This is a genomic window from Reichenbachiella versicolor, assembly GCF_003171675.1.
GTDB classification, from domain to species: domain Bacteria; phylum Bacteroidota; class Bacteroidia; order Cytophagales; family Cyclobacteriaceae; genus Reichenbachiella; species Reichenbachiella versicolor.
On sequence record NZ_QFZQ01000006.1, the window covers coordinates 307,147 to 332,920 of the forward strand.

A 25,774-nucleotide genomic window follows, 5' to 3' on the forward strand; every position below is an offset into this window, starting at 1 on the left:
TCACTTACCATTCAATTCCACCTAACTTTACATTCTATGCGGACAGAATTCATCAAGCTATACCCTGAAAATCCAGATCCTAGAAAAATCGATCAGGTAGTCAAAATCCTCAAAAACGGTGGAGTGATCATTTATCCTACAGACACTGTATACGCATTGGGATGCGATGTTTTCAATACTAAGGCTGTTGAACGTATCAAACAAATCAAAAATATCAAGTCTAGAAAAACAGATTTTTCATTTATCTGTTATGACCTGAGTCACATCTCGGAGTATACTAAATCTCTTCCTACTCCTATTTTCAAACTCATGAAAAAAGCTCTACCAGGCCCATTCACCTTTATCTTAAACTCAAGTAATAAGGTTCCTAAAATATTAAATGCATCAAAAAAAACTGTAGGCATAAGAGTGCCCGATAACAATATTCCAAGAGAAATTGTCAAATTTCTAGAAAACCCAATAATCACTACCTCTATTCATGATGATGACGAAGTACTAGAATACTCGACTGACCCAGAGCTGATCTTTGAAAAGTATGACGGCAAGGTAGACATGGTAATAGACGGCGGATATGGTCAAATTACAGCTAGTACCGTAGTAGACTGTACGGATAATGCACCCTTGCTAGTGAGAGAAGGTTTAGGTGATATCGAACAGTATTTATGAAAACAGTAATCATCGATAGTCACTACTTCCCATGCATAGAGTACTTGAGCTTTATAGATGGGCAGGATAAAGTTCTAATAGAATCGAAGGAGTATTTTGTAAAGCAAACTTATCGAAACCGCTGCTACATAATGACAACTCATGGTGTACAGCCACTGTCAGTCCCTGTCAAAAATGGGAATAAAAAAGTACCCATGGACGAAATAGAAATTGATTATAAGGAAAAGTGGTTAAATACGCACTGGCGAGCTATCATTTCCGCATATAATAAAAGTCCATATTTCGAATACTACAAAGATATCTTACACGACATTCTTTTTGTTAAACATGACAGGTTGCTAGACCTGAACAAAGAAATCCTGTCATTTTGTCTAAAATCAGTCAACATAGACACAGAAATTTGTTACACAAATTCTTACGTTTTGTCTAATGAAGACGATCTAAAAGATATGAGATCTGTAATTCATCCCAAAAAGGAACATTTCCAACGAAATATCTTTCATCCCAAAACATACATGCAGATATTTGGTAACATTTTTGTTCCTAACCTGAGTGTTCTTGACTTGGTCAGTTGCAATGGACCTACATCAAACACGTACCTGTAAAAACTTTAGTGAGTTTTTGAACGTATTTAAGGTTCTCCTCGTTTTTAAAGTAGCCCAAGTTTTTATAGATTATAGATCGGAATTTTTAACGCAAAGAAGTAGCGTATGGAAGCTAAATTTTCAAATAGAGTAAAAGAGGTTATTTCCTTGAGCCGCGAGGAAGCTCTACGTTTGGGGCATGACTATATTGGCACCGAACACCTCATCCTCGGCATGATCCGAGAAGGAGAAGGAGTAGCAGTGAGCTTATTAAAGAAACTAGGGGTTTCACTTGAGGAATTAAGAGCTTCGATTGAAAAAGCTACAAAAGGTTCTGCTACACACAATGTAAAGAACCTAGCAAACATCCCTCTGACAAGGCAGTCAGAAAAAGTTTTGAAAATCACATACTTGGAAGCAAAAATATTCAAGAGTCAATTAATTGGTACAGAGCATTTATTGCTTTCTATTCTAAGAGATGAAGACAATATAGGAACTCAGATTTTGGACAAATTCGATGTAGCCTATGACGTAGTCAAAGAACTACTTGAATATCAAACTGAAAACCCAATGGCTTCATCAGACACTGATGATCCAGATGACGATTCTGGAAGACTATTTGGTAGCGGCTCAGGTGGAGGAAGTAGTTCTTCCAGTAAAGAAAGTTCAAAAGGTGGAGAAAAATCAAAAACACCTGTATTGGACAACTTCGGAAGAGACTTGACCAAACTTGCCGAAAATGATAAGCTTGATCCAATCGTTGGTAGAGACGAAGAAATTGAGCGAGTAGCTCAAATATTATCAAGAAGAAAAAAGAACAACCCTATCCTCATTGGTGAGCCTGGAGTAGGAAAAACAGCCATAGCTGAAGGCCTTGCTTTAAGAATTATCCAGAAAAAGGTTTCAAGAGTATTATTCGGCAAAAGAGTAGTTACTCTTGATTTAGCTTCTTTAGTAGCTGGTACTAAATATAGAGGTCAGTTTGAAGAAAGAATGAAGGCTGTCATGAATGAGATTGAAAAATCTCCTGAAGTGATTTTATTCATTGATGAGTTACACACTATTGTTGGCGCAGGAGGAGCATCAGGTTCTTTAGATGCCTCTAATATGTTTAAACCTGCTCTAGCAAGAGGTGAGATCCAATGCATCGGGGCAACGACTTTAGATGAATATCGACAGTATATCGAAAAAGATGGAGCATTGGCGAGAAGGTTCCAGATGGTGATGGTAGAAGCTACATCTGTAGATGAAACCGTACAAATTTTGAATAACATCAAAGAAAAGTACGAAGATCATCATAATGTCAATTACACCGAAGAAGCAATTCAAGCTTGTGTGAAGCTGTCAGATAGATATATCAGTGATAGACATCTTCCCGACAAAGCCATAGATGTATTGGATGAAGCGGGATCTAGAGTTCACATCAATAACATCTATGTTCCTGATGAAATTGTAAGCTTGGAAGAGGATATTGAGAATATCAAAGTTGAGAAAAATCAAGTTGTAAAAAGCCAGAAATACGAAGAGGCTGCTCAACTTAGAGATAAAGAGAAAAAATTAATTGAGCAGCTTGAACTAGCTAAAGCTAAATGGGAAGAGGAAACCAAGTCTCAAAGATTTACGGTGGACGAAGACAGCGTCGCTGAAGTAATCGCTATGATGACTGGAGTACCTACTAAACGTGTAGCACAAAATGAAAGCAGCAAATTACTTGGAATGAAAGATGACCTCAAAAAGAATGTCATCGGTCAGGATCAAGTAATAGATAAACTTGCAAAAGCGATTCAGAGAACAAGGGTAGGACTAAAAGATCCAAAGAAGCCAATTGGTTCATTTGTATTCTTAGGACCTACTGGAGTCGGTAAAACAGAATTAGCTAAAGTTCTTTCCGAATACTTATTCGATAAGGACGATGCGTTGGTTAGAATTGATATGAGTGAATATATGGAAAAATTCTCCGTATCAAGACTAGTAGGAGCGCCTCCAGGTTATGTAGGTTACGAGGAAGGTGGCCAATTAACGGAGAAAGTTCGAAGAAAACCATATAGTGTAGTACTTCTTGATGAAATCGAAAAAGCTCACCCTGATGTATTCAACATTCTGCTTCAAGTATTAGATGATGGGATATTGACCGATGGACTTGGAAGAAAAGTAGATTTCAGAAATACTATCATTATCATGACTTCGAATATAGGAGCTCGTGACTTGAAAGATTTCGGCGCAGGTATCGGTTTCGTAAACAAAGCGAAACAAGATAACATGGATGACATTATGAAATCGACAATTTCAAGTGCTCTAAAGAAGGCATTCTCTCCAGAATTCTTGAATAGACTCGATGATGTAATCATCTTTAATAGTCTTGAGCGACCTGATATCCATAAGATTATTGACATTAGCTTGATGAAACTTTTGGAAAGGGTAATAGAGATGGGTTACAATATTGAGTTGACTGAAGCTGCCAAAGATTTCTTATCGGACAAAGGATATGATAGTGCATATGGCGCTAGACCATTGAACAGAGCGATTCAAAAGTATTTAGAAGACCCTATTGCTGAGTTTATATTAAATGATTCTGTAAAAGAAGGAGAAACTTTAATTGCAGATCATAAAAAAGACAGCTCTGAATTGACAATCACGGTCAAAAAGAAGAAGGCTAAGAAAGAGCCTAAAGAAGAAGAGTAATCTTTAGTCTCACTTTTAGATATAAAAAAACATCAAGTGCATACTCGATGTTTTTTTTTGCGGTAACATCAAATAATGCTAATTCAAAAACTTGAATTTTTGAACCTTACCATCAACAATTAAAACCGCTATCAATAACTGCCCTGAGTCAATTTTTAAGTCCACAAACATTGAACTATTAGTTATTTCAACTGCTTTATCAATTAGTAACTCTCCTTGTAAATTAAACACTGACAAGCTAGCTAGCTGACCGAAAACTTTAGAACTCTTAATGACTACTTCACTAGTAGTAGACGAAAAATAAACCTTGTAATCTTCGTTTAAAGAAATTGAAACCACATAGGAATAATCATACTCTCCATCATAATCTACTTGTTTCAGTCGATAATACTTTGCTGGACTCGTTAAATCCGTAAATGAATATTCCAAAGTACGATTTGATATTCCAGCTCCATCTACAAATCCAATTTCTGACCAATAAATACCATCTGCACTTTTTTCAATAAAGAATCCTTTGTTATCAACCTCTGTTGCAGTTGACCAGGATAGCTCCACATGGCCTGCATATAACATACCTTCAAAACTCAACCATGTAACTGGGAGTGTATTATCTTCCGTACTAGATCCGAATGTAAACGGACTAAATGTTCCTGTTGTGTTTGAAGAGATAGTACCTGCAGTAGTAGTTCCAACTCCAGTTCCTCCGATGTTATCCCAATCTGTACCATCATGATGAACCACGCGAAGATCTGCCAAATCCATAATTCCTGTCCCAGTTCCGGTCTCCCAGTACAATGTAACTGTAACATCACTACTAGTACCTGTCCTATTTAAATTCCAATATTCGAAAACACTTACATGATCAATAGAAGCTGCCGAACCGGCATCAATATCCGTAGACCCTAAGCCTGAAGCAACATATTCTGCAGTAAACTCTACAGTAGCATTTGCTGGATCAGAAATTGCAATTCTGGCCCAATTCGCACCATCACCTGTTGGAAATACAAATGCTCCTTGTCCTATTTTTTTAATTGGACCATCTATATAACTATCTGCAGCTCCTTCATTGGAAGTAGCTCCATCTGCGATGACAATCATAGCTGATGATGTGGTGGATACCACACCTGTTGTAAGTGTAAACTGATTGGTTACCGTACAATCCCCACCTGAAAGAGAAATACCAGAGGAATTATTAACTACAAGGTTAAAAAACGTATTCGCATTTGAAATAGCCTGTGCAGAACTTCCATTAAATGTAGCAGTACCCGTATTAGCGGTAAAAGTACTTCCTCCACTTACTGTCCAATTACCAGCTACACTAATATCGATACTTAGTACCAATGCAGTAGCCACACTATTTCCAATTTGAACAATATTAAAAGATGCATTTTGATTTCCACTAATTGTTTGAGTACCTCCATTAAATTGTGCTGTACCCCCAGCTGCTGTGGTAAATGTGCCATTATTGAGAATATTACCTTGAAAATTGGTAGTACTACTCGCGCTTATATTCAATACACCTCCAGGGTTAATTATAATATCCTCGGTAATCGTTTCAGAGACAGTATTAAGTGTTGCTCCATCTAATACAGTAATTACACTAGATCCATCGATAGTCAAATCACCACCATTTTCATTCACTTCACTATCTGCTGCTGGATCAACTATTTCTTCTACAGCTAACGAGCCACCAGTAATATTTACCACATTCCCCGTTAACCCATTAAAATCAATCTGTCCAGATCCACCAGCTCCTACAGAAACAGAGCCACCAGAAATATTAATAGTACCTCCTGTACCGTTTGTGGTTGCATCCCCAGTCAAATCCTCAAACTTGATATCATCGTCAATTTGAAGATTTGCAGTACCTGAAACATTCAGTGTACCTCCATCAATTTGAAAATCGTCAAACCCCGAAACTGTACCTGCTGCGTGATTAATTACTGCTCCATTACTTACACGAATATCAGCAGCATTTGTACCATCACCAGTAAGATTACCCTCAATATCTAAACGACCTCCATCACGCACCAATAGTAGCTTAATGTTTGTTAAATATGCTGAACTGATTATCGGATAATTTGCAGCAGCATACTGGTCGCCATCTATTACCGTATTTCCCGTCGCAGCTGATGGAACTCCGTTATTCCAGTTCGCCGGATTAGTCCAATCATTGTCTGCTGCAGTTCCTATCCAACTGGTTTGGGAATAAACTGATCCTATGGATAAAACAATGAAGAGTAGTGTAGTAGAAATTTTTCTCATGCCAATTGTAGTATAAACAGCTATTTTAACAAAAAACACCTTATACACACAATAAGTTCGACGAAAATTATAATATGTTCGACGACAACTTAATAGACTTAACACTCTGAAAACTTAACACTTACACTAGAGATATGCAATACTGAAAAAATTGACATGTAACTCTGGCTCCGCGGGATGCCAATTTAATCTAGACAAGAAACAAAATTGACATTTTACAATTTAATATAAGTTTTTTAATATACCATTAAACTAATAGAAATGATTTTATAATAACAGCTTAAAAAAACCCGTAATAGACGTAAAAATTATTAGAGAGCCACTACATCAATTAGAATTGAAACTCTTGAAGTAACATACCTTCTTCAGAACTGCCGATAACTTTTCTTGGAAAGAAACTTTTATGCTTAAGATTTATAAATACTCTTTAGTCTATTTTCCAGCCGATACATTATTGCCTTCGATGCTAGTAAATTCTCTCACAAATAGAACTGATTAAAACACGTGATTAAATTACTATTCCCACATCATTTTAATCTCAGTATATTCATCTCCTCCAGCTATAGATTTTGGAAGAGAAACCTTGAGATTATGACATCCACAAATCTCCATGGCTTTTTCCATCCAACCTGCAATACGATATTCTATTATTCTGTCTTTGATAGGGAGTCGAGTAATGTGAACTGTCATAGTCGTATCCGAACTTTCGATAAGGTGAATTTCTGTATCATCATAAAAAGTTGGAAGCATTCTACCAGCTCTCTTGATAATAAAACCAGGTTTACTTACTAGGACAAAAACTTTATATACTCCCGTTAAGGCGATTTCAGCACTATACCTCCCAGACTCCCATGAGCCTTTCTTTTCATTAACGAAGAACATATCGCACATTGACCTTGTAGGCTCTATCACAGCCTCCTCCACTGGATACCACTGAGAAGACGCTACTTTATTGTATATATTCTTAGAATCATCCGATAACGTATCGTACCATAGAGCGTACTTTTCGGGAAATTTCTTCTGGACAAAGTCATTTATTCCACTAACTACATTTCCTCTTACTTTCATCGTAGATTGATTGGTTTATTATGCATTGATTTTGTATATCAATAATAAAAAAAGTTTGATTTGATATCAACTCATTTTATTTCTCAATGCTAAAACATTCCCAACTAATATCAGACTCACCCCTATTATCACCCAAATACTCCACTGATACCCTTCAAAAACACCTGAAATAGACATTGATATAACTGGAATTACCACCAATGAATAGCTTGCGCGATCAGCACCGATTTTTGCGATCAAAGTCAAATATGCTCCAAAAGCTACGACGGAACCAAAAACTGCTAAGTACATTAAAGAAGCTACATAACTCACGCTAACGTCAAAAGAAAAATCTAATCCCATTAGCCAAGCTAAGGCACTCATAAGAAAAGCTCCATATAGCATTCCAAAAGCATTGGCTTGCAATACAGGAATACCATTCTTCGAGTTACGAGCTGAAGTAATCTGACCAAGAGAAGCAATCGTCATAGATAGCATCGCTATCAACATACCCTTTATGGTAGCAGGAGAGAAATTCACATGTACTAATTCTGCACTAAAAATCAATATCGTTCCTACCAAAGCAAGCATGGCTCCCAAAATGATTTTTCTGTTGATAGGGATTTTTAAAAACACTTTGCCGAATAAGGAATTGGCAAAGACTATACATGAAAAAGCTATAGCCATCATACCACTAGTGATATGTACTTCCGCTTCATACGCCGTCCAATAGTTTAGCCCAAATAAGAATAACCCTTGCAATGCCATGAAAAGATGCTCTTTTAAGTTAAACTTCATATTAGCTCTGGTAAGCAAACAAAATATCAGCATGATTAAACCTGCTAACCAGTAGCGATAGGAAACGGAAACCAAAGGATCTATAGTCCCAAGTTGAAACTTGATAACATACCAAGTAGAACCCCAGATCAAAGCTGGAATAACGAATAGTGGTATAGTTTTATTCATGTAATAGTAAATAGCTAAAGCTGTAAATACGAAAACTATAGAAAAGGTTGGATGAACTCAGTGCATATTTAACACTTAAGTTCCAACAAACAACACCTTGGCATACCTAGACTTACCATTAAAATGAATTCTTATAAAGTACAATCCTGGTTTGACCTTTACACCTTGTTGATCTGTACCATCCCACTGGATGGAGAGTTCTCCTGAAAACTGATAGGTACTATTATATTGTCTAATAAATCGTCCTGAATTATCATAAAAAGCCGTCGTGACGGCTCCAGGCTCTCCAATACTTACTTTTACATTCACTTGATCTGTGAATGGATTAGGAAAAGTACTTACAAATTGCTGTCCTTGCCTATTAGACTCTGGTAACATTATTTCTTCCGCATTTAATATCTGATTTTCAAAAACTCCGTTGCCATGAGTAGCTATTACTAAGGTCCCGTCAGAAGAACGGTAATCAATATCTCGGATTACTGAATTACCTATGGTCGACTTACCTACTTGATTCCATTTTGTATTCATCCCGTCTAACTGGTTAACTGAAAACAATCCTGAGCTGGTTCCTAAAAGATATAATCTACTTCCGCCGTTTAAGGGGATAATTTTAGAAACTCGAACACTAGGTCCACTTCCTGATCCATCATTTACCTCTTCTAGATTCCCTCCTACAGGAATAACATTTTCACCTCCGTCGGTAGTCACATAGACGCTTTGTACACCATAATTACTATATGTGTACAATACATGATCTGCATTTAAAGGATCAATACTAATAGAACTTACATATTCACCGATTCCTTGAGCGATCCTCACGGGTGATGAATAAGTAAGATTAGCGTCTTCTAAACGAAAAACATCTCCAGAACTATTACCATAATAAAGAACATTTGCTGGAAAGGTCGAAATATCCAAAGCAGTCACTTGCTGTGTAGAGCTTCTTGTATCTTCAATCTCAAACCAATTCACTTCAGTAGGCTCTTGTTTGCCTGATGGAATTTGATTGACATTATCATTCCTCCAAATCAGTTGTCCTCCTGCCAAATACATCCGATTATAATTATTAGGATCTAAAACAAATGGATTAATAAACAAATACCCAGATCCTCCAGCTGGATCAACTTGTGCGAAACTTCTTACATCTCTGTCATCATCCAATATTACTCTAAAAATATTAGACTCTTGAAATGATATAAACCAATATCTATCTCCAGGTGTCGTAGCACAATAAGCACCATCACCTCCTAATAGTCTAGACCAATTAGCCGTCGACACAATAGAAGATTTGATATATGTGCCATTGTCTTGTATTCCTCCTAAGACAAATTCAGAACCTTCATCCTTAGATATCGCTATAGAATAGAACTGTGATGTTAGATAGCCATTATTAAGGTTGGTCCACTTGACCTCTTCCTCTAAATTGTTTTCTGTGACTCTGACTCCGCCATCTGACCCACTAAGCATTTTATTCTCATCCGAATCGTAAAATACTATCGCATGTTGATCTGGGTGATGGTTTTCATATAACTCTGCAGAACCCTCCTCTTCATAACCGCCTATCAGTGTGGTATTGTTGGAGGAAGAAAAACCATCGGTAGATCGATATAAATTGGTACCTCCTATAAAAACAACACTCTCATTGTCTGGATGGACTTTGATTACCATATTATAGGAACTCTGTGAGTCAAGACCTTCTGGCAGATTAGCTGTTAAATTTTGTTTTTCAATAAGATTTCGTTGATCATTTACTTTGAGCTTGTAAAGAAAGTTTTGAGAGTTCTCAGAAATATAACAGTATATCACCTGATCATCCGAAGGGGTATAATCCATTACAACACGATCAAAGAGTATTGGAAAAAATCCTAATCCAATATTTAATCTACTCCAATTGACTCCATCATCACTAACATAAATACCAGCACTTGAATAAGCCTCCCCTGTAGTCGTAGCTGCACTTAATGATGCATAAAGTCTACCGCCTGATGTAACTATTACATTAGTAAAAAATGGAGCTATTACAGTATTCAGATCCTCTTCTTCAGAGTTAATCAAATCTTCACCAAGTACAGTAGTCCAACTAGCTCCTCCATCTACAGATCTAACGATACCTCCATAGATAGCGGCATATACTTCCGATTCACCGCTACCAGTATCTTTTAAACCTATATTCCAACTGTAATTAAAAGGACTTTGGAAAAAACCTTCCTCTTCGATAGTGGTAGCTGGCAAGGCCTGCCAGCTTTCCCCATTATCTATTGATTTATAAATCCCATTTCCTCGATAGGCAGCTCCAACTTCTCTAGCGGAGTTCCCTCTCAACTCTCCTGTTCCATAATACCAAATATTATTATTACCAGAAGATGGATCCTGTGCCAAACAAGAGATGCTATTCACCTCAGTAGGAATGGACTTTCTAATCCATGAAGCACCAGCATCTATTGATTTCCAAAGTCCTCCGCTAACTCCTCCTGCTAAAATAACATTTTCGTTATCTTGATCTATGGCTAGTGCTCGAGTTCTTCCTCCTACATTGTAAGGTCCGATAGATTCCCAACTAGATGCAAAATCATTTGATCTTTGATTTGAAGCAGTTCTTATTTTATTGATGTAGGACAATTCTAAATTTCGAATGTTTGGAGGTAATTGTCCTGTTACAGGATCTTTGACCATTGTCATTTCATAATCATACCTAGCATTAATATTCTCTCGAGAACTGATGGCAGAAGGTGCTGATATTATCTTCGTTGGATGTTGTTGAAGATTAGCTTGTTGTTCACATGCAAACATGGCAAAAGCCGACAAAATCAAAATGTATTTCATATCCCAAAATTGGCCAGTGACCAAAGTAATCAAAAGCTCTTTAGTTCAATAGTATATTAAGTCTCAAAGGGTATTTTTTATGTTTAGAGACTTATTGTAATTTTAGCACGTAAATTCTACCTCATGGCTAAAAGACAACGCGTAAACAGTCGAAACTTTATTTGGTACGCTCTTCCTATGATGATTTTCTTGGGTTTAAGCTGGTTATATGAACCTTGGTTTTACCAAAGGTATATTGCTAGTGACGACCTGCACAATATTCGAAAAAGAGATTTCAAAGTAGTAGGACATAAAGGTGCATCCGGATATGCTCCAGAAAACACATTGGCATCTTTTCAAAAAGCAATCGATCTAGGTGCGGACATGATAGAGATCGATGTTCACTATACGAAGGACGGAGAGGTAGTGGTTTTCCATGACGAAGAAGTATCTAGAACTACCAATGGCCAAGGGCTTATCCACGAGTTTACGCTGGAGGAGGTAAAGCAACTAGATGCTGGATCTTGGTTTGATCCTGCTTATGCAGGAGAAGAGATCCCTACGCTAGAAGAAACACTTGATCTGATTCATGGAAAACTTGAATGCATTATTGATATCAAATCAAAAGGCCATCAGTATTATGATGGTTTTGCTGCTCGAATCATAGAAATCATTGAAGAAAAAGGTGCTAAAGACTGGTGTATAGTTCAAGCCTATGATGAACAATACCTTGAAGATGCTTTTACTGCAGATTCCTTGATTCTAGCTTCCAAAGGTTCTTTCCATCCAGACTCTACGATAGAGATGAAGAAAATAATGATGGGTGAAGAGGAAACACATTTATTGGCATTCTATATCAATGCTAAGCACTTCACTGATCATAGAAACATGCATGAATTTTACACTACACTGAACCCGCACTACACTACGCTTTCTCAACGTAGAATCTTTAGATTCAAAGCTAGAGGCTATAAGGTCTTCACTTATGTAGTAAACGAAAGAGAAGATATGCTTAAAATGCTAAGCATGGGTGTAGATGGGATTATTACTGATTTCCCAGATAAAATGGTACGGATCAAGCACCAGCTCGATAGCATTGACAGAGAGCTCCGTATCGAAGATGAGAGAGAAAAGGCTCTTTAATGACTTTGAAATACAGAAATGGAGAAGAATATTATAACAGAATTTATTTATTCTTCAATGCAACAGTAGCCGTAACCATTTTACCACTGGCGATACTTTTACTAAAGAAGCAATCGAACCAACTCATCCCTATTCTTCCTGAAGTATGGATGCAATGGAGTTTAGCTATAATACTTAATCTAACCATAGCCGCTACCCTATATTGGTCGATAGGTCAATATAAAACTGGGCTATCGCAGGTAAAGAAAAAAACAACTTTGAGATCTATATTAGATACTTATTACAAAGTCTCTAGCAAGAAGTTTTTATCTCTGATGCTAGTTTGTGGTATATGTGTTGCTGGGTACTATACTACTGTCAACGGACTTTTCATAGTGGCTTATGTGATCACTATGATTTTCCTATCCCTAAAACGTCCTACTCTTAATCTCCTAATCGAAGAATTGGAGCTTTCTGAGGATCACAAGAAGATACTAGTCGACAAGCTCGAGATTGAATAGAAACATAATGAATTATTTTAGAATCGTTTTATTACTGACTTTAACAATATGGAGTCAGCAAAATTGTTTTGCCCAAGTAGACCAAGAAAAGGTCGACGAGTTTACCCGTAACTATGCTTACCAAAACGAAAGGTCTTTAGCTGAAATAGAAGGGATAGTTGGCCAAGCAGAATTCCTCCCTAAAATCATTGAAAAAATGACGCGTCCTGCTGAAAAAACGATGACATGGGAACGATATCGTGGTATCTTCATGACGGACGAACGTATAGCGGCTGGTGTAGAGTTTTGGAATGAAAATGAAACGGTCTTAAATCAAGTCAGCCAACAAACAGGCGTGTCCGTAGAGGCGATCATCGGTATCATCGGAGTAGAAACTTACTATGGACAGCGAATGGGAACATACCGCGTACTAGATGCCCTGTACACATTAGCATTTGGATACCCCAGACGATCTTCATTTTTCAAATCTGAACTAGGAAAGTTCCTTGAGCTATGTGAAAGCGAAGGACTAGACCCACTCAGCATCAAAGGCTCATACGCAGGTGCGATGGGATATGGTCAATTCATGCCTAGTAGTTATCTAGCGTACGCTAAAAGCTTTGACAGTGAAACCGGAGCTGATCTGATGAATGAAGTAAACGATGCTATAGCCAGTGTAGCAAACTACCTTAAGGTTCACCGATGGGTCGAAGGTGGTCAAGTAGCTATACAAGGTGTCAAAAAAGAAAATGCAGTTACTCTCTCCAAACAAAGTGTTAAACCATCAAAAACAATTTCTTACTACTCACCAAAAGGATACGAGCCTTCAGAACCAATTGCTCCATCAGAGTATGTTTCATTGCAAGCAATGGAAATGAAAGATGGTAGCCATGAACATTGGTTCACTTTCAAGAATTTCTATGTCATCACTCGATACAATCATAGTCCCTTGTATGCTTTAGCCGTGTTTCATGTAGGAGAAGCAGTTAAGAAGAAAAGAACTGATAACTAGCCATATCATCACTCCATTTTGTAGATTGGTAGTTACTTCTCTAACGAACTCCTGTAATCATCGAAACGCTCAAATATGCTGTAAATCAAATCCTCCCCATCCAAGACAAAGATTGGGAGGAAATAGTGCCACACCTTTCTATTGTAGCATTTGAAGAAGAGGAGCTTCTGCTTTCTCCTCCGGACTCTTGCCAATTCATCGCATTCATTTTGTCTGGGTCATTAAGATCTTATAGAAAAAATGAAGATCTAGTCGAGACCAACTTGCTTCTAAGATCTAAATATGAATTCATCACAGACTATGAGAGTTTTGTAAGTCAATCTCCTGCTTCTCTTTGGATACAATCAATGGAAAAAGGAGAAGCTATTTTCTTGAATAGAAGTGGTCTGAATGAACTCTACGAAACCTCTTTTTATTGGAACAAGTTTGGAAGAATAATGAGTGAACTCATATTCATCAATAGTAAGCAACGAGTAGAACAATTACTATTTCTAAACCCTAAAGAACGCTATCTACACTTAATAGAAAATCAGCCCGACTTCTTTCAAAAATACCCTCTCAAACATATAGCCAGCTATCTAGGTATCACTCCTCAATCTCTCAGCCGAATCCGCAATCAAGTCTCAAACCGTAATTAACGAAAGTTAAGTGATGACCTGACTCCTCTTCTCCATTTTTGTCCTAAACAAGTACTTATGGAAATAGACATCATAGGAGCCGGAATAGGAGGTCTGACTACAGCCATTGCCTTAGAGCAAAAAGGTATCACGACTAGAATCTTTGAACAAGCTGACGAACTGGCACCCGTCGGAGCGGGGATTATTCTTGCCAATAACGCCATGCAGATCTATGAAAAGTTAGGATTGCGAACTGCAATTGAAGAAAAAGGCAATCCTATTTCTTCTATGAACATCACGTCTATGGATCTGAAGTCTCTATCTAAAGTGGATTTATCCTACTTTGAGCAGAAGTATGGAGTAAAGAACATAGCTATTCATAGAGGGGCATTACAAAACATCTTACTTGAAGAGCTAAACTCAACAGGTCTAAATCTGGGTCACGCTCTTGATCAAATAGTCGAACTTGATAACAAATGGGAACTTATTTTTAAGAATGGAACTCAAACTACTTCATCAGTATTGATAGGAGCTGACGGGATTCACTCAGCCGTTCGTAAATCAATATTCTCTAAGTATAAAATCAGAAAAGCCAATCAAATATGTTGGAGAGGTGTAGCTGAAATACATCTGCCTTCGAACTATCATCATGAGCTCAATGAAGCTTGGGGTAAAGGTGACCGTTTTGGTTTTGTCCAAATCGCAGACAATAAAGTCTATTGGTATGCACTAAAGTCGTTTAAGAGTCAAATGAGCGAATTTGATATCAGCGAAATCACTTCATACTTTAGTCAGTATCATCCAATGATCAAGGATATTTTGGCAGCGACGGTACCTGAAAACATTTATACTGCTGAGATAACAGATCTGAAGCCTACTAAGGGCTGGCACAAAAACAATGTTTGCTTAATAGGAGATGCCGCTCATGCAACTACTCCCAACATGGGACAAGGCGCCTGCCAAGCCATCGAAGATGCTTTCATACTAGCAGAGTGTCTAAATAAGTATCCTCTGGACCAAGCTTTCTCAAAGTTTGAAAAGTTAAGGATAGCGAAAGCACACCAAGTAGTAAAGACAAGCTGGGCTATCGGGAAAATGGCTCATATTTCTAATCCATTCCTATCGAAACTACGCAATCAACTAATGAAGTCTATGCCTGAATCTATGAATAGAAAACAGACTGAAAAAATATTTAAACTAGAAACGCTATGATCATCACATATCTTTCCATCCCACTTTTTATCCTTTTTGCCGCACTCGGCGGAATACATATTTATTGGCTTTTTGGTGGACATTGGGCTTTAGATAAAGTCATTCCTACTAAAGAGAATAGAAAATTTACCAAGCCTATTGCTATCCCCAAGTTTGCGACATTGTTAGTAGCTATTGGTCTTATGCTCTGTGGAGCAGTTTACCTGAGTACATCGAAGCTTGTGACATTTCCTTTTCCTTCTTGGATCGTTGACAATGGTATTCTTTATATACCAATCGTATTTACCTTGAGGGCAATAGGAGAGTTTAAATATGTAGGCTTCTTCAAAAAGGTAAAAAACACTGAATTCGCAAAAATGGATACTACTCTATTCTCCCCTCTATGTATCGGAATAGGCATCATTGGCGGCTTAGTATTTTGGCTGAGTAGTTGATGTCAATTTGGCTAGAGACATGATCTATCTCTACTTAGGTAAGAAAATCAGAAAGCTGCTTTGCTTGTACCAATTAATTAGGAGCTTGAAGGCAAAACTTCAGTAAGGATCAGAGTAATTATCTTATAAACTGCATGTAAAATACTTCCTCAAATATTCCTAGTTTAGATGCTTTATTAATCCACTACCCTATGTCTACACTACAGGATTATTTTATTGGGCTCATACCAATGCCTGAAGCCAAAGCTGATCAAATCGCCACATACTTCAAGGAAGAAGAATTCACTAAGGACTCTTTAATGATCAAAGAAGGGCGTACTAGTCGGAAATCTTACTTTTTGCAAAAAGGAATCATCAGGTGCTACTTGTACAACTCTGAGGGTGAAGAGATCACCACCCGGTTCTACTCTGCACCCGATTTTCTCAATGACTACTATTCTTTCTTCAAACAAAGACCTAGCATCGAAAACTATCAGGCGCTGACTGATTGCCAAGTTTGGAGCATCGATTTGGACAGTGTGCAGTATTGTTTTCACAATATCCCCGAATTCAGAGAATGGGGTCGCATGCTTCTGACGATGAACTATGTCACTATTCACGAAAGTATGATCGACTTGAGAAAACTCAGTGCTATGGATCGATACTTGAAATTTCTAAAAGAGAAGCCTGAAATTGTCAAAGAAATCCCTCTGAAGTTCATTGCCAGTTATCTAGGGATCACCAAGCATTCATTGAGTAGAATACGAAAAGAATTGGCAGAAAAAGAAATGTCTGGAGAGAAGTTGTCATAGGGTAACTCCACAAGTCGAATAGTTGTGTTGCTTTGTCAAAAACCAAGAAACTATGCAACTACATATCACAGAAGTCCCAGCGTGGGTTTCCATTTCTTTCGTTCTCTTCTTTGCTTTCATCCCTACTGGCCTCATATCACGAGCTGTAAAACGATCTCTAGAGGGCAACAATCAATTTGACGGACAAAAAATCTCTTTCAACATCAAGATCTTTTATACGGTATACTTAGTCATCGTAGGAATAGCTTCTATTTTCGGACTGTTCAGCGTGAACACACTGCCACCGAGGATCATTATATTTTCGGCTATTCCGTTGATGATTTTCTACCTTCTATACATCCGAAAGAGAGACTGGTTCAAGGCCGTATATGAAAACATCACGTTGGATCAACTGATCTTCATTCAAGTATTTCGGTTTGTAGGTGTGTACTTTTTTCTTGTCAATCAACATGGAGCCATTCCTGATCTATTTGCACAGTTAGGAGGATATGGAGACATCCTGACTGCTGCCTTAGTCTTTCCTACTGTATACCTCCTCAAAAAGAACTCCTCGATGGCGAAGTCAATGGCTTGGATATGGAATATCATCGGACTAGTAGATATACTCTTAGTCATGGGATCTGCCAATCTAATCACTGCTCAGGCGATACAAAGTGGTGAAGAAGGTGTAGCACAATTCGGAACATTTCCTTTCAGTTGGATACCGGCATTTGCCCCGATGACTATCATATTCCTCCATATCCTGACTTTCAAAAAACTGATAAAGGGATAGAGTCAAAAGCATTTCGAATTATGAACAAAAAAGAATTCCTCAGCACAATATTCAAACCTGACAATTTTTCAAACGATGATTTAGAAACGATATTGGATCAATTCCAAGAGCATCATTTCAAGAAAAATGAAAACCTGTTTAGACTCGGATACACGGCTAGCCATTATTATTTCATGGAATCGGGATTTGCTAGATCATATGTAGTGGACCTTGACGGGAACAACGTGACTTCTAAGTTTTTCACCGCTGGTGATATCGTGATAGACTGGCATTCTTTCTTTTTGAAAAAACCTACAAAAGAAACTACACAAGCACTCTCTGATATTAAATGCTGGAAAATCAAATTCGAGGACTTCATGAAACTATTCCATATCGAGGCATTTCGTGAAGTCGGTCGAACCAGATTAGTACAAAACTACTTCGAGCTAAAGCATCACTCGGTCTCTATGGTGACCGACGAAGCTAAGGATAGATATCTGGAGCTGATGAAAGACAAACCGGAACTGATCCATAATGTCCCATTGAAACATATCGCGACCTATCTGGGTATTACAGACACTTCACTGAGTAGAATCAGAAAAGAACTGGCTAATTCGGGGCTATAATGGTTTCTTGTCATATGGCAAGACTTTCGATTTCGCCCACCTCTAGTTTTGAATCATTGTTATACGTAGCTGAGACAGTCAAATAGGACTCCGGAAAAACTAACTGTAGTTTTTGTCTTCGCTCCTGATTAGTCTTTTATAAACCAAAAACACAAAGCAATGAGACAAGAACAAAATTTCATGATGCTATTCAGGTTCACTCCTGAACTTGACAAGCAGCCTACTGAGGATGAAAAAAACCAAATGAAAGAGGCCTGGGGTGGATTCATTGGGCAGATGGCAATCTCTGAAAAACTGGTTAGTACTTATCAATTAGGGTTTGAAGGAAATCAGATCCAATCAGATAAGCAGATCACCGATGGTATTCTGATGATAGAAGGACAAACTCTTGGTGGCAATATGATCGTGAGAGCTCACTCTCTAGAAGAAGCCACTGAACTGGCCAAAGGAAGTCCTATTCTGGCTATGGGTGGTACTGTAGAAGTCCGCTCTATCATCCCAATGGAAAACTAACAACTCAAAGGGTACGGGAGAAGGTATTTACGCTGTCCTGTTGCCTCAATATCAAACTTTACTTTATATAAAATGAAAAGAACCATGACACTATCGATAGTAGGTATTTTGCTAATCAGCGTATTTGCGGTAAGCTATACCAATGCCAAAAAGCTAAAAGAAATAAACATCCGTAAGGAAGTTTTGATTGACGGAAGTCTTGACAAAGTATATAATCAAGTAGTATACCTCAAAAACTTTCCCAACTGGTCTCCTTTTTTAGAAGCAGACCCTTCTCAAAAATATGAGGTGAAAGGTACGGATGGACAAGCAGGTGCTCAATATCACTGGGAGGGCAACAAGGGTAAGGATCTTGGTTACCAAGAAATCAAGGAGATCAGACCAAAGGAGTACATTCGAATGGAGTGCGATATTCAAAAGCCATACGAGGTGAACCCTGTGTTTGAATACTCTTTCAAAGAAGTAGGTGGTCAAACGAAAGTAGTACAAGAGTTCAACATGAAGTCTAGCAAAACGGATGCCTTCTTCATGTGGGTATTTGGAGCTAAAAAGGACATCAGCCGAATGAACGAAAGGGGCTTGGAATTGCTCAAAGAGTACGTGGAGAAAGAGAATTGATTTAACTGAAATTGAATAATTATACTTTGTTGGGTCATATCAATCCCCCTGCCCCGTTCAAAAAGCAGCATGGCACAATAAAATAACCGTCATCCTGGAAGTTTTTCTCACGATCGTAGAGAAAAGCTATCCGGGATCTGATCGATTCTGCTTGTAGCTACTTTGAGATCCTGAACAACTAATTCTTACTATCGTAAAAATTGATTTTAAGGATGACGCCTGCTGAAGTGCAAAGACTATACTTCCAAAGGGGGCTAGGGGGATTTGGGAAGGACCACAAGTCAAACATCTTAGATGACAAAATAGAAATAAAATGCTTCAAGCAGCCCTAAGAAAGAATCTAGGGCTGCTTGAGCATCAATTATTACATAACATTATTCAATCGCATACTTAGGAACATACGTCAATCCATAGAGTCTTGTCAGACTTCTAGAATACTCCGATAGCACACCTATATCACTTACCTTACCATTGGACGGATCGATTGTGACCAAATACTGAACTGGCCCACTAGTTGGATTTGAAGTAGACTCTATGATAGCATATAGCGTCCCAGAAGGAGTCATCGTCATATCCGTGATGTAGTCAAAACTCTCAGGTATAGAAGAGGTTTCTGAAAAGTCCAACGCTGTAAAACCTACATATTCTCCAGATATCTTATTGGTGATAAACCCATAGGTATAAATCGGGTTTTGTCCATCACGGAAATCACTCTGCTGCACACCCAATAGCAGATCAGTTTTGGAAGAATTGATACACATCCCTCCTCTCAAGTCTACGGAAACATTTGCAACACCTGTATTTCTGCTCAGCTCTGGAGTGCTCGTAGATTCACCACTAGACTGACTAAAATAGAAGATATCATCACCCTCACAGCTACCTACTGCTAAGACTTCCTCGCCCAGTACTTCTACACCTCTGGCATCGTTCCATCCATTGCAGGAAGTACCTCCTGCGATGTCTTCGCCACTGTAAAACAAAGAAGACTTTTTAGTAACCAGATCAAACTGACCGATCAGGTCTCTGAAGGCCATTTGCCCACCATCTCTTACGAAATACAATACATTATCTTCCGAATCATATCCCATGGACTCGGCAGTATAGTCTATGGAATCAGAAAGCAAAGTCTTAGAGGCATCCGCCAAATTCAATTCATACAGTCCTCCTTCAAACCCTTCATCATCTAGTCCCGAGACGATAAGTCTAAAAAGTACTTCTATTTCTAAATCAATGAGGATATCATCTTCATCCAACACGAACTTGGCTATGTTGTCCACGACTTCGATCGGTTCTACACTCGACCCCGACCAGTCGATATTGAAATTATCTTCAGTGATACCCAATTCCGAATTGATCACTCTAGCCCAAATAGACGATCCCGACTCCAAAGCCGTATCAAATGGAGGTTTCCAGCTCGTACCTTGATCAAAAGACAACTCAATAGTAGTCTCTCCTGTGACTTGATAGGAATCTTTGACTGCAAAATCAAACGCTAATATATCAAAGGTTGGTGTCTGTACCTCAGGATCGGTTTCCTCCTCATCTGTAGGGTCTTCGTCAATAATTTCTTCTTCTGCGCCGCTGCATGCAGCCATCATTAGGATCAACAACCCCATTAGGGCTGATAAATACGGGTTTTTCATTATGGTGGGATTTAAGTTATAAGAAAGATTTAAAAGATTATGTAAAGATAAAATTGTCTTTTACTAAGCTCACATCTAATCGACGAAGCCTCACCACCTTTCGACCAAAACAAAATACCTCCTACAAAACACTACTGTCCAACACTTTACAACCCAGCAAGAGGAATACTACACAGTTGCCCTACACTTACTGACAGCGAAGAATTGTTTCTCACTCAACCTTATGAAAACCCGAAAGAGACTTTTTAAAAAGAGAGTAAATTATCACAAGAAAAGAGTTATCACTATTCTGCAAATACTAAATACCTATAAACAAATACTTAATACCTATTATAAAGTAGTTAGTACCATCTTAAAAAAACTAATTACCATTTGTTAAGTAGTAAACTCAATAGTATAAATAGTAATTACCATTACTTAAATACTAAATACAATGAATAAAAGAGAAATTATGATAGAACTAATAGTTATGTGTAATAATCATGTAGTTTTACAACTGAAATAATTACCAAACTTAGTAATTCATGTTAACCTACAATTTCATTAGAGTTTTGAAAGCTCGAGGCATCGACAAACCTTATACTTTCCTTAAAAATTCTGGTTTCTCCAACAACTTTGCCGTTCGCATCAGTAAAAATCAAGTTAAACATGTGCCGCTCAAGCAACTGGAGCAACTTTGCAAGGTGCTACACTGTACTCCAGACGATTTGATGGAATGGATTCCCGAAGATGAAACTAGCATCCCCGTTGATCATCCTCTACACAAGATCAAACGAAGTGATAAAATGGTTCACATCCTCAAGACACTTAGCAATGTCCCTCTCGATAAGCTAGATGAGATCGATCGACTGATTCGTGAAAAGGTGGAGGATAAGTAATAGTACTTCCCATTAAATCTTCTGTTACTTACTCGGAATTGCCAAAGTCTATGACATCCTACTAGTCAAGAGGTAGAACCTTTCTTTATACTCATACCTTTTTTTGTATAATGTGACCGTAAGTATCTCGTCCATCACGAACAGAGTGAAGTGATCTGTTCAGGTCATGCAGCTGCTTCAATTTGACAGATTACTTCGTCGTGCCCCCTCGTAATTGACGCTGATTCTTTGAAGCAGTAATCTTGTTCTTCAATGACACCTCCTAATAGAATTCAGCATTAGGATATCAATCGATGAAAAAGAGAACTAGAATATATCCTAAGTTTGTGATAAGCATCAGCAACAATAATAAGTTTGAAAACCATCACACTACCAGAAGCTCTAAGCTCTTTTGACGAGACAGACATACAGGTACATGACTATCATGCGCAGGCAGAATCTACCAAACAACAGGTAGACCTATCCATGAATACCTTCAGTTTCCTTCAAGAAGGGTACAAAGAAGTCCATTCGGATGTCAAATCCATCGCCATTTCGAATGATGACTTTCTACTGATGAAGGCTGGTAAATGCCTAATGACAGAAAAACTTACTGGTGTAAACAATACCTATCGGAGTATTTTATTGTTCTTTTCTAGTGATTTGGTTTCTCAGTTTATCAAGAAATACTCTATTTCGGTTTCCAATAATACCCCTAGAAAAACAGTTCAGTCCATCCCCTATGATGGATATCTGAGATCATATGCTGAAAGTTTGACAGACCTGAGTCATTTGTCTCCTTCCAACAGGAACAGAATCCTACAAGTCAAGTTCGAAGAGTTGATGCTCTATCTACTGGACAAGTTCGGTGCTGATTTTTTCAATTCTTTGAAGGTCAAAAATGATGCTGAAGCTCATTTTAAGGAAGTCATTGAGAATAATAAACTAAACAAGCTTACGCTAAGTGAACTGGCTTTTCTCTGCAATATGAGTTTATCCACCTTCAAGCGAACTTTCGAAAAGCACTTCCAACTACCTCCCAGCAAGTGGTTTCAAGAAAAGAGGCTAGAATATGCTGCCTACCTTCTGAAAAACGACGAAAAAAGAGCTTCTGATATTTATCTAGAAATCGGATACGAGTCCCTCACCAACTTTGTGAAAGCATTCAAGGCTAAATACAATGTGACTCCGAAGCAATACCAATCAGGTTGAACCTCAATACCCGTCATAACTAGAAGACACCTAGAAACAACCTGTCAATTGTAAGTCTGACCAACCGTCACCCCAGAAGTTTTTCGCAGGGCAGTGAAGAAAAGCTATCAGGGGTCACAGTGATTTGGTATTAAATACCCACAGTTAACATAGAGATCCCAAACAACCAATTCTTGCTTTCGCATAATTGATTTTTGGGATGACGCTTTTGTGTAAATAATCCTTCATCAATCAGGTACGAAGAAGCAATATTTCAATTGTATGACCGACCAACCGTCACCCCAGAAGTTTTTCGCACGGCAGTGAAGAAAAGCTATCAGGGGTCTCGCTGATGTAGTATTGAACTTTTAGCACTACTTTTTGGTCTAATGACAGTAAATAATAGATGTCGAAACCCATGAAATTTGCTTTATAGTTTAAAAACAAAACAACAAATGAAACAGACAATCTTACTTATCGCATTCAGCTTAGTATCCTCCTTTATATCTGCACAATCGACCTTTACACTGTCTAGTAAAGATATCGGTGGACAAGCTACATTGACCGAAGAGTTTAATGGTTTTGGCTGTGTAGGCAAAAACCTATCTCCTCAACTAGAATGGAAAAACGCTCCAGAAGGAACCAAGAGTTTCGCTATCACTATGTATGATCCAGATGCACCTACTGGTAGCGGATGGTGGCATTGGGTGATGTTCGACATCTCGGCTAGCACTTCCGAAGTAAAAAGTGGAGCTGGAGACATCTCATCCAACCTAGCACCGAAAGGCGCTATTCAAAGCATCACAGATTACGGTTCGCAAGGATACGGTGGCCCTTGTCCGCCAGAGGGGCATGGACTTCATCAATACATTATCACCGTATATGCTCTGAAGACAGAAAGTCTAGGGCTAGCTAAAAACACTAACCCTGCTGTAGTTGGGTATTATCTATGGAACAATACCATTGCCAAAGCTAGCATAGTAATGTACTACAAGCGTGAGGCTAAATAAGGTATTCATAGGAAAGTAGTCATTAGGCGGCTATCAAGTCATCACGTTGAGCAGAGCGAATCTCCCATTATGGTCTAAAGAACGATTCGGCACTCAATGTGATGATTTTCTTTTCAAGACCATCTTTACTGATACTTACATAATCAGACGATCACACCAACAGTTCTTCTCCGTTCAAATCTGTCGTGAGAATTTCGCTCATATAGTCAAAGAAGGGGCGCATGTTATTGAACTGCTCAGCCATCCGACTAGCAAAGTCTGGTTGCATTACCTGCTGATCGGTAAAAATATGACTTAGTAAATATTGCTTGTACCTGAGCCAGTGTATAGCCGGATCATCTACCGAAAACCCTTTAGGCGCTTTTTTGAGTTGTTCCCCACCCAACTGCCCAAAGGCATCAATGAATTGCTTTGAATTGACGATCTCTTCCAATCTCTCAGGCTCTTGAGCGATTTGTTTTCTCACATGCAGTAGATCAGCAGCATTAGGCCCCCAAAAACCTCCGCCTATCATAGTCTTGTCGGGCTCTATATGGAAATAATATCCACCGCGATTGTACTTAGTCGCCCGACGTAGATGCCCAGAGAAGTGCTTCTTATATGGCGTCTTGTCTTTCGAAAAACGAGTATCGCGATAGATACGATATAGGCTTTTCTTACCCGAAGGCGTTTCTATCTCATCTACTTGCTTCATCTCAGACAGTAACTCATCCGCAAACTCTATCATTTGCTCCTGAGCCTCTAAATATTCTGATTTGTGGTCATTGAACCATTCTCTGTTATTATTAGAAGATAATTTCTTCAAGAAAGAATATGCTATGTCAAGATTTGCCATGATTCAAACTTAAATAAAGTGAAGTTCCTCGACCATAACGGATAATAAATCTTTGGGATTTTATTTCTCACGTGTGAAGGAAAACTAGTTCGTAGTGAAAAAGAATGATGTAGAAATATTAGTAATCCTGTGTTAATTAATACAATTCCATAGGGTTTTCTCACGATATTGTACAAAAGCAATCAGAGACCCGATTCATCTGGAGACCAACTATTCAACGGTAGCATAGAGATCCCAAATAACCAATTCCTGCTATCGCACAATTGATTTTTGGGATGACGACTTTCTGAAATACTACCCTCAAAAACACCCGTCATTGCGAGAAGGAACGACGAAGCAATCTGCACCCACTGCATAAAACCTCCTTCCTCAAGAACCCTGAAATGACAACCTTACGACAAAAGGATGTGTATAGAAAAATATCTCCACCTAATTAATCACCACTCCTTTATTTCATCATATAAATCATTCCACTCAGGGTTAGTAGAGTAAATCAAAGCTTCCTTCTTTTTTCTAGACCCTGATTTAATTTGTTTCTCTCTGATTATAGCCTCTTCAATACTATGAAAACCTTCATAATACACTAACCTATCAACATTGTATCTAGCTGTGAAGCTGTTAGGGTGCTGTTTATTTCGATGTTCGTACATACGAGATATTAGGTCAGACGTCACACCAGTATATAATACCGTCTTGTTTTTATTAGTCAGGATATAGACTGCTCCTCCTTTTTGCATAGGTTAAAATTCTTTCTACAAGATTACTCAATTGGGAAAGTTCTTTCCAAGTTTAAAACATCACATCTTTAATCACCGTCATTGCGAGAAGGCACGACGAAGCAATCTGTAAGAATGAAGTAGTACCCCTGTAAAGATCGCCGCGCTGTGCTCGCGATGACGACTTGACGAGCATAACCTCAAAACAACCTTCATTGCGAGAAGGAACGACGAAGCAATCTATAAGAATGAAGTAGTATCGTACCCGAACAGATCGCTTTCCCGAAAAGTCGGGACGAGCAGTACCCCGCGAT

Annotated in this window: 24 protein-coding genes; 17 read left to right on the forward strand and 7 right to left on the reverse strand. The window is 38.4% G+C overall.

Translation table 11 applies throughout. The features are described 5' to 3' along the window. The first annotated feature begins 36 nt into the window (after nt 1-36). The 3 genes from DKG80_RS13980 (at nt 37) to DKG80_RS13990 (ending at nt 3,932) form a co-directional block, all read left to right on the forward strand. Complete coding sequence (locus DKG80_RS13980) at nt 37-666, forward strand: L-threonylcarbamoyladenylate synthase (protein WP_109831972.1); 630 nt, start codon at nt 37-39, stop codon at nt 664-666. Further along, the gene (locus tag DKG80_RS13985; RefSeq protein ID WP_109831973.1) at nt 663-1,271 is read left to right on the forward strand and encodes a WbqC family protein; all 609 of its coding nucleotides are present in this window, start codon (nt 663-665) and stop codon (nt 1,269-1,271) included. Before DKG80_RS13980 ends, DKG80_RS13985 begins: the two co-directional genes overlap by 4 nt. Before the next feature lie 105 nt (nt 1,272-1,376). After that, nucleotides 1,377-3,932: an ATP-dependent Clp protease ATP-binding subunit gene (locus DKG80_RS13990; protein WP_109831974.1), complete on the forward strand. Its 2,556-nt coding sequence runs from the start codon at nt 1,377-1,379 to the stop codon at nt 3,930-3,932. Between the two features lie 78 nt (nt 3,933-4,010). On the opposite strand, the gene DKG80_RS13995 is transcribed toward DKG80_RS13990, so the two are convergent. The 4 genes from DKG80_RS13995 to DKG80_RS14010 all read right to left on the reverse strand — a co-directional run bounded on the left by DKG80_RS13995 (nt 4,011) and on the right by DKG80_RS14010 (nt 11,033). After that, nucleotides 4,011-6,197: a hypothetical protein gene (locus DKG80_RS13995; RefSeq protein WP_109831975.1), complete on the reverse strand. Its 2,187-nt coding sequence runs from the start codon at nt 6,195-6,197 to the stop codon at nt 4,011-4,013. A gap of 516 nt (nt 6,198-6,713) precedes the next feature. Beyond that, nucleotides 6,714-7,265 carry a hypothetical protein gene (locus tag DKG80_RS14000; RefSeq protein ID WP_109831976.1) on the reverse strand — a complete coding sequence of 184 codons (552 nt, stop codon included), beginning with the start codon at nt 7,263-7,265 and terminating at the stop codon, nt 6,714-6,716. 66 nt (nt 7,266-7,331) lie between these two features. Continuing rightward, a complete protein-coding gene (locus DKG80_RS14005; RefSeq protein ID WP_109831977.1) occupies nt 7,332-8,210 on the reverse strand; it encodes a DMT family transporter in 879 nt (292 codons plus the stop codon). A gap of 75 nt (nt 8,211-8,285) precedes the next feature. After that, the gene (locus tag DKG80_RS14010) at nt 8,286-11,033 is read right to left on the reverse strand and encodes a FlgD immunoglobulin-like domain containing protein (protein ID WP_109831978.1); all 2,748 of its coding nucleotides are present in this window, start codon (nt 11,031-11,033) and stop codon (nt 8,286-8,288) included. Between the two features lie 123 nt (nt 11,034-11,156). Between DKG80_RS14010 and DKG80_RS14015 the strand changes: the two genes are divergently transcribed. From DKG80_RS14015 to DKG80_RS14065, 11 genes are all read left to right on the forward strand, one after another. After that, nucleotides 11,157-12,155 (forward strand): glycerophosphodiester phosphodiesterase, encoded by a 999-nt coding sequence (locus DKG80_RS14015; protein WP_109831979.1) that lies wholly within the window; start codon nt 11,157-11,159, stop codon nt 12,153-12,155. Further along, entirely contained in the window at nt 12,155-12,655 is a 501-nt protein-coding gene (locus DKG80_RS14020) for a hypothetical protein (protein WP_109831980.1), read from the forward strand. The genes DKG80_RS14015 and DKG80_RS14020 overlap by 1 nt, the downstream gene beginning before the upstream one ends. A gap of 7 nt (nt 12,656-12,662) precedes the next feature. Beyond that, complete coding sequence (mltB, locus tag DKG80_RS14025) at nt 12,663-13,646, forward strand: lytic murein transglycosylase B (RefSeq protein WP_109831981.1); 984 nt, start codon at nt 12,663-12,665, stop codon at nt 13,644-13,646. A 125-nt stretch (nt 13,647-13,771) separates the two neighbouring features. Next, nucleotides 13,772-14,284, forward strand: a complete 513-nt coding sequence (locus DKG80_RS14030) for a Crp/Fnr family transcriptional regulator (RefSeq protein WP_109831982.1) — start codon at nt 13,772-13,774, stop codon at nt 14,282-14,284. Nucleotides 14,285-14,341: 57 nt separating this feature from the next. Beyond that, nucleotides 14,342-15,475: an FAD-dependent monooxygenase gene (locus tag DKG80_RS14035; RefSeq protein ID WP_109831983.1), complete on the forward strand. Its 1,134-nt coding sequence runs from the start codon at nt 14,342-14,344 to the stop codon at nt 15,473-15,475. Then, a complete protein-coding gene (locus DKG80_RS14040) occupies nt 15,472-15,909 on the forward strand; it encodes a DUF3995 domain-containing protein (RefSeq protein ID WP_109831984.1) in 438 nt (145 codons plus the stop codon). Before DKG80_RS14035 ends, DKG80_RS14040 begins: the two co-directional genes overlap by 4 nt. Nucleotides 15,910-16,100: 191 nt before the next feature. Continuing rightward, entirely contained in the window at nt 16,101-16,700 is a 600-nt protein-coding gene (locus DKG80_RS14045) for a Crp/Fnr family transcriptional regulator (protein ID WP_109831985.1), read from the forward strand. A 52-nt stretch (nt 16,701-16,752) separates the two neighbouring features. Next, nucleotides 16,753-17,472, forward strand: coding sequence for a hypothetical protein (locus DKG80_RS14050; protein ID WP_109831986.1), 720 nt, complete (start codon nt 16,753-16,755; stop codon nt 17,470-17,472). A 20-nt stretch (nt 17,473-17,492) separates the two neighbouring features. After that, the gene (locus DKG80_RS14055; RefSeq protein WP_109831987.1) at nt 17,493-18,077 is read left to right on the forward strand and encodes a Crp/Fnr family transcriptional regulator; all 585 of its coding nucleotides are present in this window, start codon (nt 17,493-17,495) and stop codon (nt 18,075-18,077) included. A gap of 159 nt (nt 18,078-18,236) precedes the next feature. After that, the gene (locus tag DKG80_RS14060; RefSeq protein ID WP_109831988.1) at nt 18,237-18,590 is read left to right on the forward strand and encodes a YciI family protein; all 354 of its coding nucleotides are present in this window, start codon (nt 18,237-18,239) and stop codon (nt 18,588-18,590) included. 72 nt (nt 18,591-18,662) lie between these two features. After that, entirely contained in the window at nt 18,663-19,208 is a 546-nt protein-coding gene (locus tag DKG80_RS14065) for an SRPBCC family protein (protein WP_221409133.1), read from the forward strand. Nucleotides 19,209-19,582: 374 nt separating this feature from the next. Here the strand turns inward: DKG80_RS14065 and DKG80_RS14070 are convergent, their stop codons facing one another. Further along, nucleotides 19,583-20,851: a hypothetical protein gene (locus DKG80_RS14070; protein ID WP_109831989.1), complete on the reverse strand. Its 1,269-nt coding sequence runs from the start codon at nt 20,849-20,851 to the stop codon at nt 19,583-19,585. Nucleotides 20,852-21,375: 524 nt separating this feature from the next. Between DKG80_RS14070 and DKG80_RS14075 the strand changes: the two genes are divergently transcribed. From DKG80_RS14075 to DKG80_RS14085, 3 genes are all read left to right on the forward strand, one after another. Continuing rightward, entirely contained in the window at nt 21,376-21,729 is a 354-nt protein-coding gene (locus DKG80_RS14075; protein WP_109831990.1) for a helix-turn-helix domain-containing protein, read from the forward strand. Nucleotides 21,730-22,083: 354 nt separating this feature from the next. Continuing rightward, nucleotides 22,084-22,920: a helix-turn-helix domain-containing protein gene (locus tag DKG80_RS14080; protein WP_221409134.1), complete on the forward strand. Its 837-nt coding sequence runs from the start codon at nt 22,084-22,086 to the stop codon at nt 22,918-22,920. A gap of 434 nt (nt 22,921-23,354) precedes the next feature. Further along, nucleotides 23,355-23,909, forward strand: coding sequence for a YbhB/YbcL family Raf kinase inhibitor-like protein (locus DKG80_RS14085; RefSeq protein ID WP_109831991.1), 555 nt, complete (start codon nt 23,355-23,357; stop codon nt 23,907-23,909). A gap of 151 nt (nt 23,910-24,060) precedes the next feature. On the opposite strand, the gene DKG80_RS14090 is transcribed toward DKG80_RS14085, so the two are convergent. Together DKG80_RS14090 and DKG80_RS14095 are read right to left on the reverse strand one after the other, a co-directional pair. After that, on the reverse strand, nt 24,061-24,744 hold the full coding sequence (locus DKG80_RS14090; protein WP_109831992.1) for a DUF2461 domain-containing protein: 684 nt from the start codon (nt 24,742-24,744) through the stop codon (nt 24,061-24,063). A 437-nt stretch (nt 24,745-25,181) separates the two neighbouring features. Next, nucleotides 25,182-25,481, reverse strand: coding sequence for a GIY-YIG nuclease family protein (locus DKG80_RS14095; RefSeq protein WP_109831993.1), 300 nt, complete (start codon nt 25,479-25,481; stop codon nt 25,182-25,184). Nucleotides 25,482-25,774 lie beyond the last annotated feature (293 nt).

Coding starts and splice junctions, on each gene's coding strand:
- DKG80_RS14095 (WP_109831993.1), bottom strand. CDS start 25,481: ATGCAAAAAGGAGGAGCAGTCTATATCCTGACTAATAAAAACAAGACG.
- DKG80_RS14075 (WP_109831990.1), top strand. CDS start 21,376: ATGTTAACCTACAATTTCATTAGAGTTTTGAAAGCTCGAGGCATCGAC.
- DKG80_RS14005 (WP_109831977.1), bottom strand. CDS start 8,210: ATGAATAAAACTATACCACTATTCGTTATTCCAGCTTTGATCTGGGGT.
- DKG80_RS14045 (WP_109831985.1), top strand. CDS start 16,101: ATGTCTACACTACAGGATTATTTTATTGGGCTCATACCAATGCCTGAA.
- DKG80_RS14010 (WP_109831978.1), bottom strand. CDS start 11,033: ATGAAATACATTTTGATTTTGTCGGCTTTTGCCATGTTTGCATGTGAA.
- DKG80_RS14035 (WP_109831983.1), top strand. CDS start 14,342: ATGGAAATAGACATCATAGGAGCCGGAATAGGAGGTCTGACTACAGCC.
- DKG80_RS13980 (WP_109831972.1), top strand. CDS start 37: ATGCGGACAGAATTCATCAAGCTATACCCTGAAAATCCAGATCCTAGA.
- DKG80_RS14040 (WP_109831984.1), top strand. CDS start 15,472: ATGATCATCACATATCTTTCCATCCCACTTTTTATCCTTTTTGCCGCA.
- DKG80_RS14085 (WP_109831991.1), top strand. CDS start 23,355: ATGAAACAGACAATCTTACTTATCGCATTCAGCTTAGTATCCTCCTTT.
- DKG80_RS13990 (WP_109831974.1), top strand. CDS start 1,377: ATGGAAGCTAAATTTTCAAATAGAGTAAAAGAGGTTATTTCCTTGAGC.
- DKG80_RS14000 (WP_109831976.1), bottom strand. CDS start 7,265: ATGAAAGTAAGAGGAAATGTAGTTAGTGGAATAAATGACTTTGTCCAG.
- DKG80_RS14050 (WP_109831986.1), top strand. CDS start 16,753: ATGCAACTACATATCACAGAAGTCCCAGCGTGGGTTTCCATTTCTTTC.
- DKG80_RS14015 (WP_109831979.1), top strand. CDS start 11,157: ATGGCTAAAAGACAACGCGTAAACAGTCGAAACTTTATTTGGTACGCT.
- DKG80_RS14020 (WP_109831980.1), top strand. CDS start 12,155: ATGACTTTGAAATACAGAAATGGAGAAGAATATTATAACAGAATTTAT.
- DKG80_RS13985 (WP_109831973.1), top strand. CDS start 663: ATGAAAACAGTAATCATCGATAGTCACTACTTCCCATGCATAGAGTAC.
- DKG80_RS13995 (WP_109831975.1), bottom strand. CDS start 6,197: ATGAGAAAAATTTCTACTACACTACTCTTCATTGTTTTATCCATAGGA.
- DKG80_RS14060 (WP_109831988.1), top strand. CDS start 18,237: ATGAGACAAGAACAAAATTTCATGATGCTATTCAGGTTCACTCCTGAA.
- DKG80_RS14070 (WP_109831989.1), bottom strand. CDS start 20,851: ATGAAAAACCCGTATTTATCAGCCCTAATGGGGTTGTTGATCCTAATG.
- mltB (WP_109831981.1), top strand. CDS start 12,663: ATGAATTATTTTAGAATCGTTTTATTACTGACTTTAACAATATGGAGT.
- DKG80_RS14065 (WP_221409133.1), top strand. CDS start 18,663: ATGAAAAGAACCATGACACTATCGATAGTAGGTATTTTGCTAATCAGC.
- DKG80_RS14055 (WP_109831987.1), top strand. CDS start 17,493: ATGAACAAAAAAGAATTCCTCAGCACAATATTCAAACCTGACAATTTT.
- DKG80_RS14090 (WP_109831992.1), bottom strand. CDS start 24,744: ATGGCAAATCTTGACATAGCATATTCTTTCTTGAAGAAATTATCTTCT.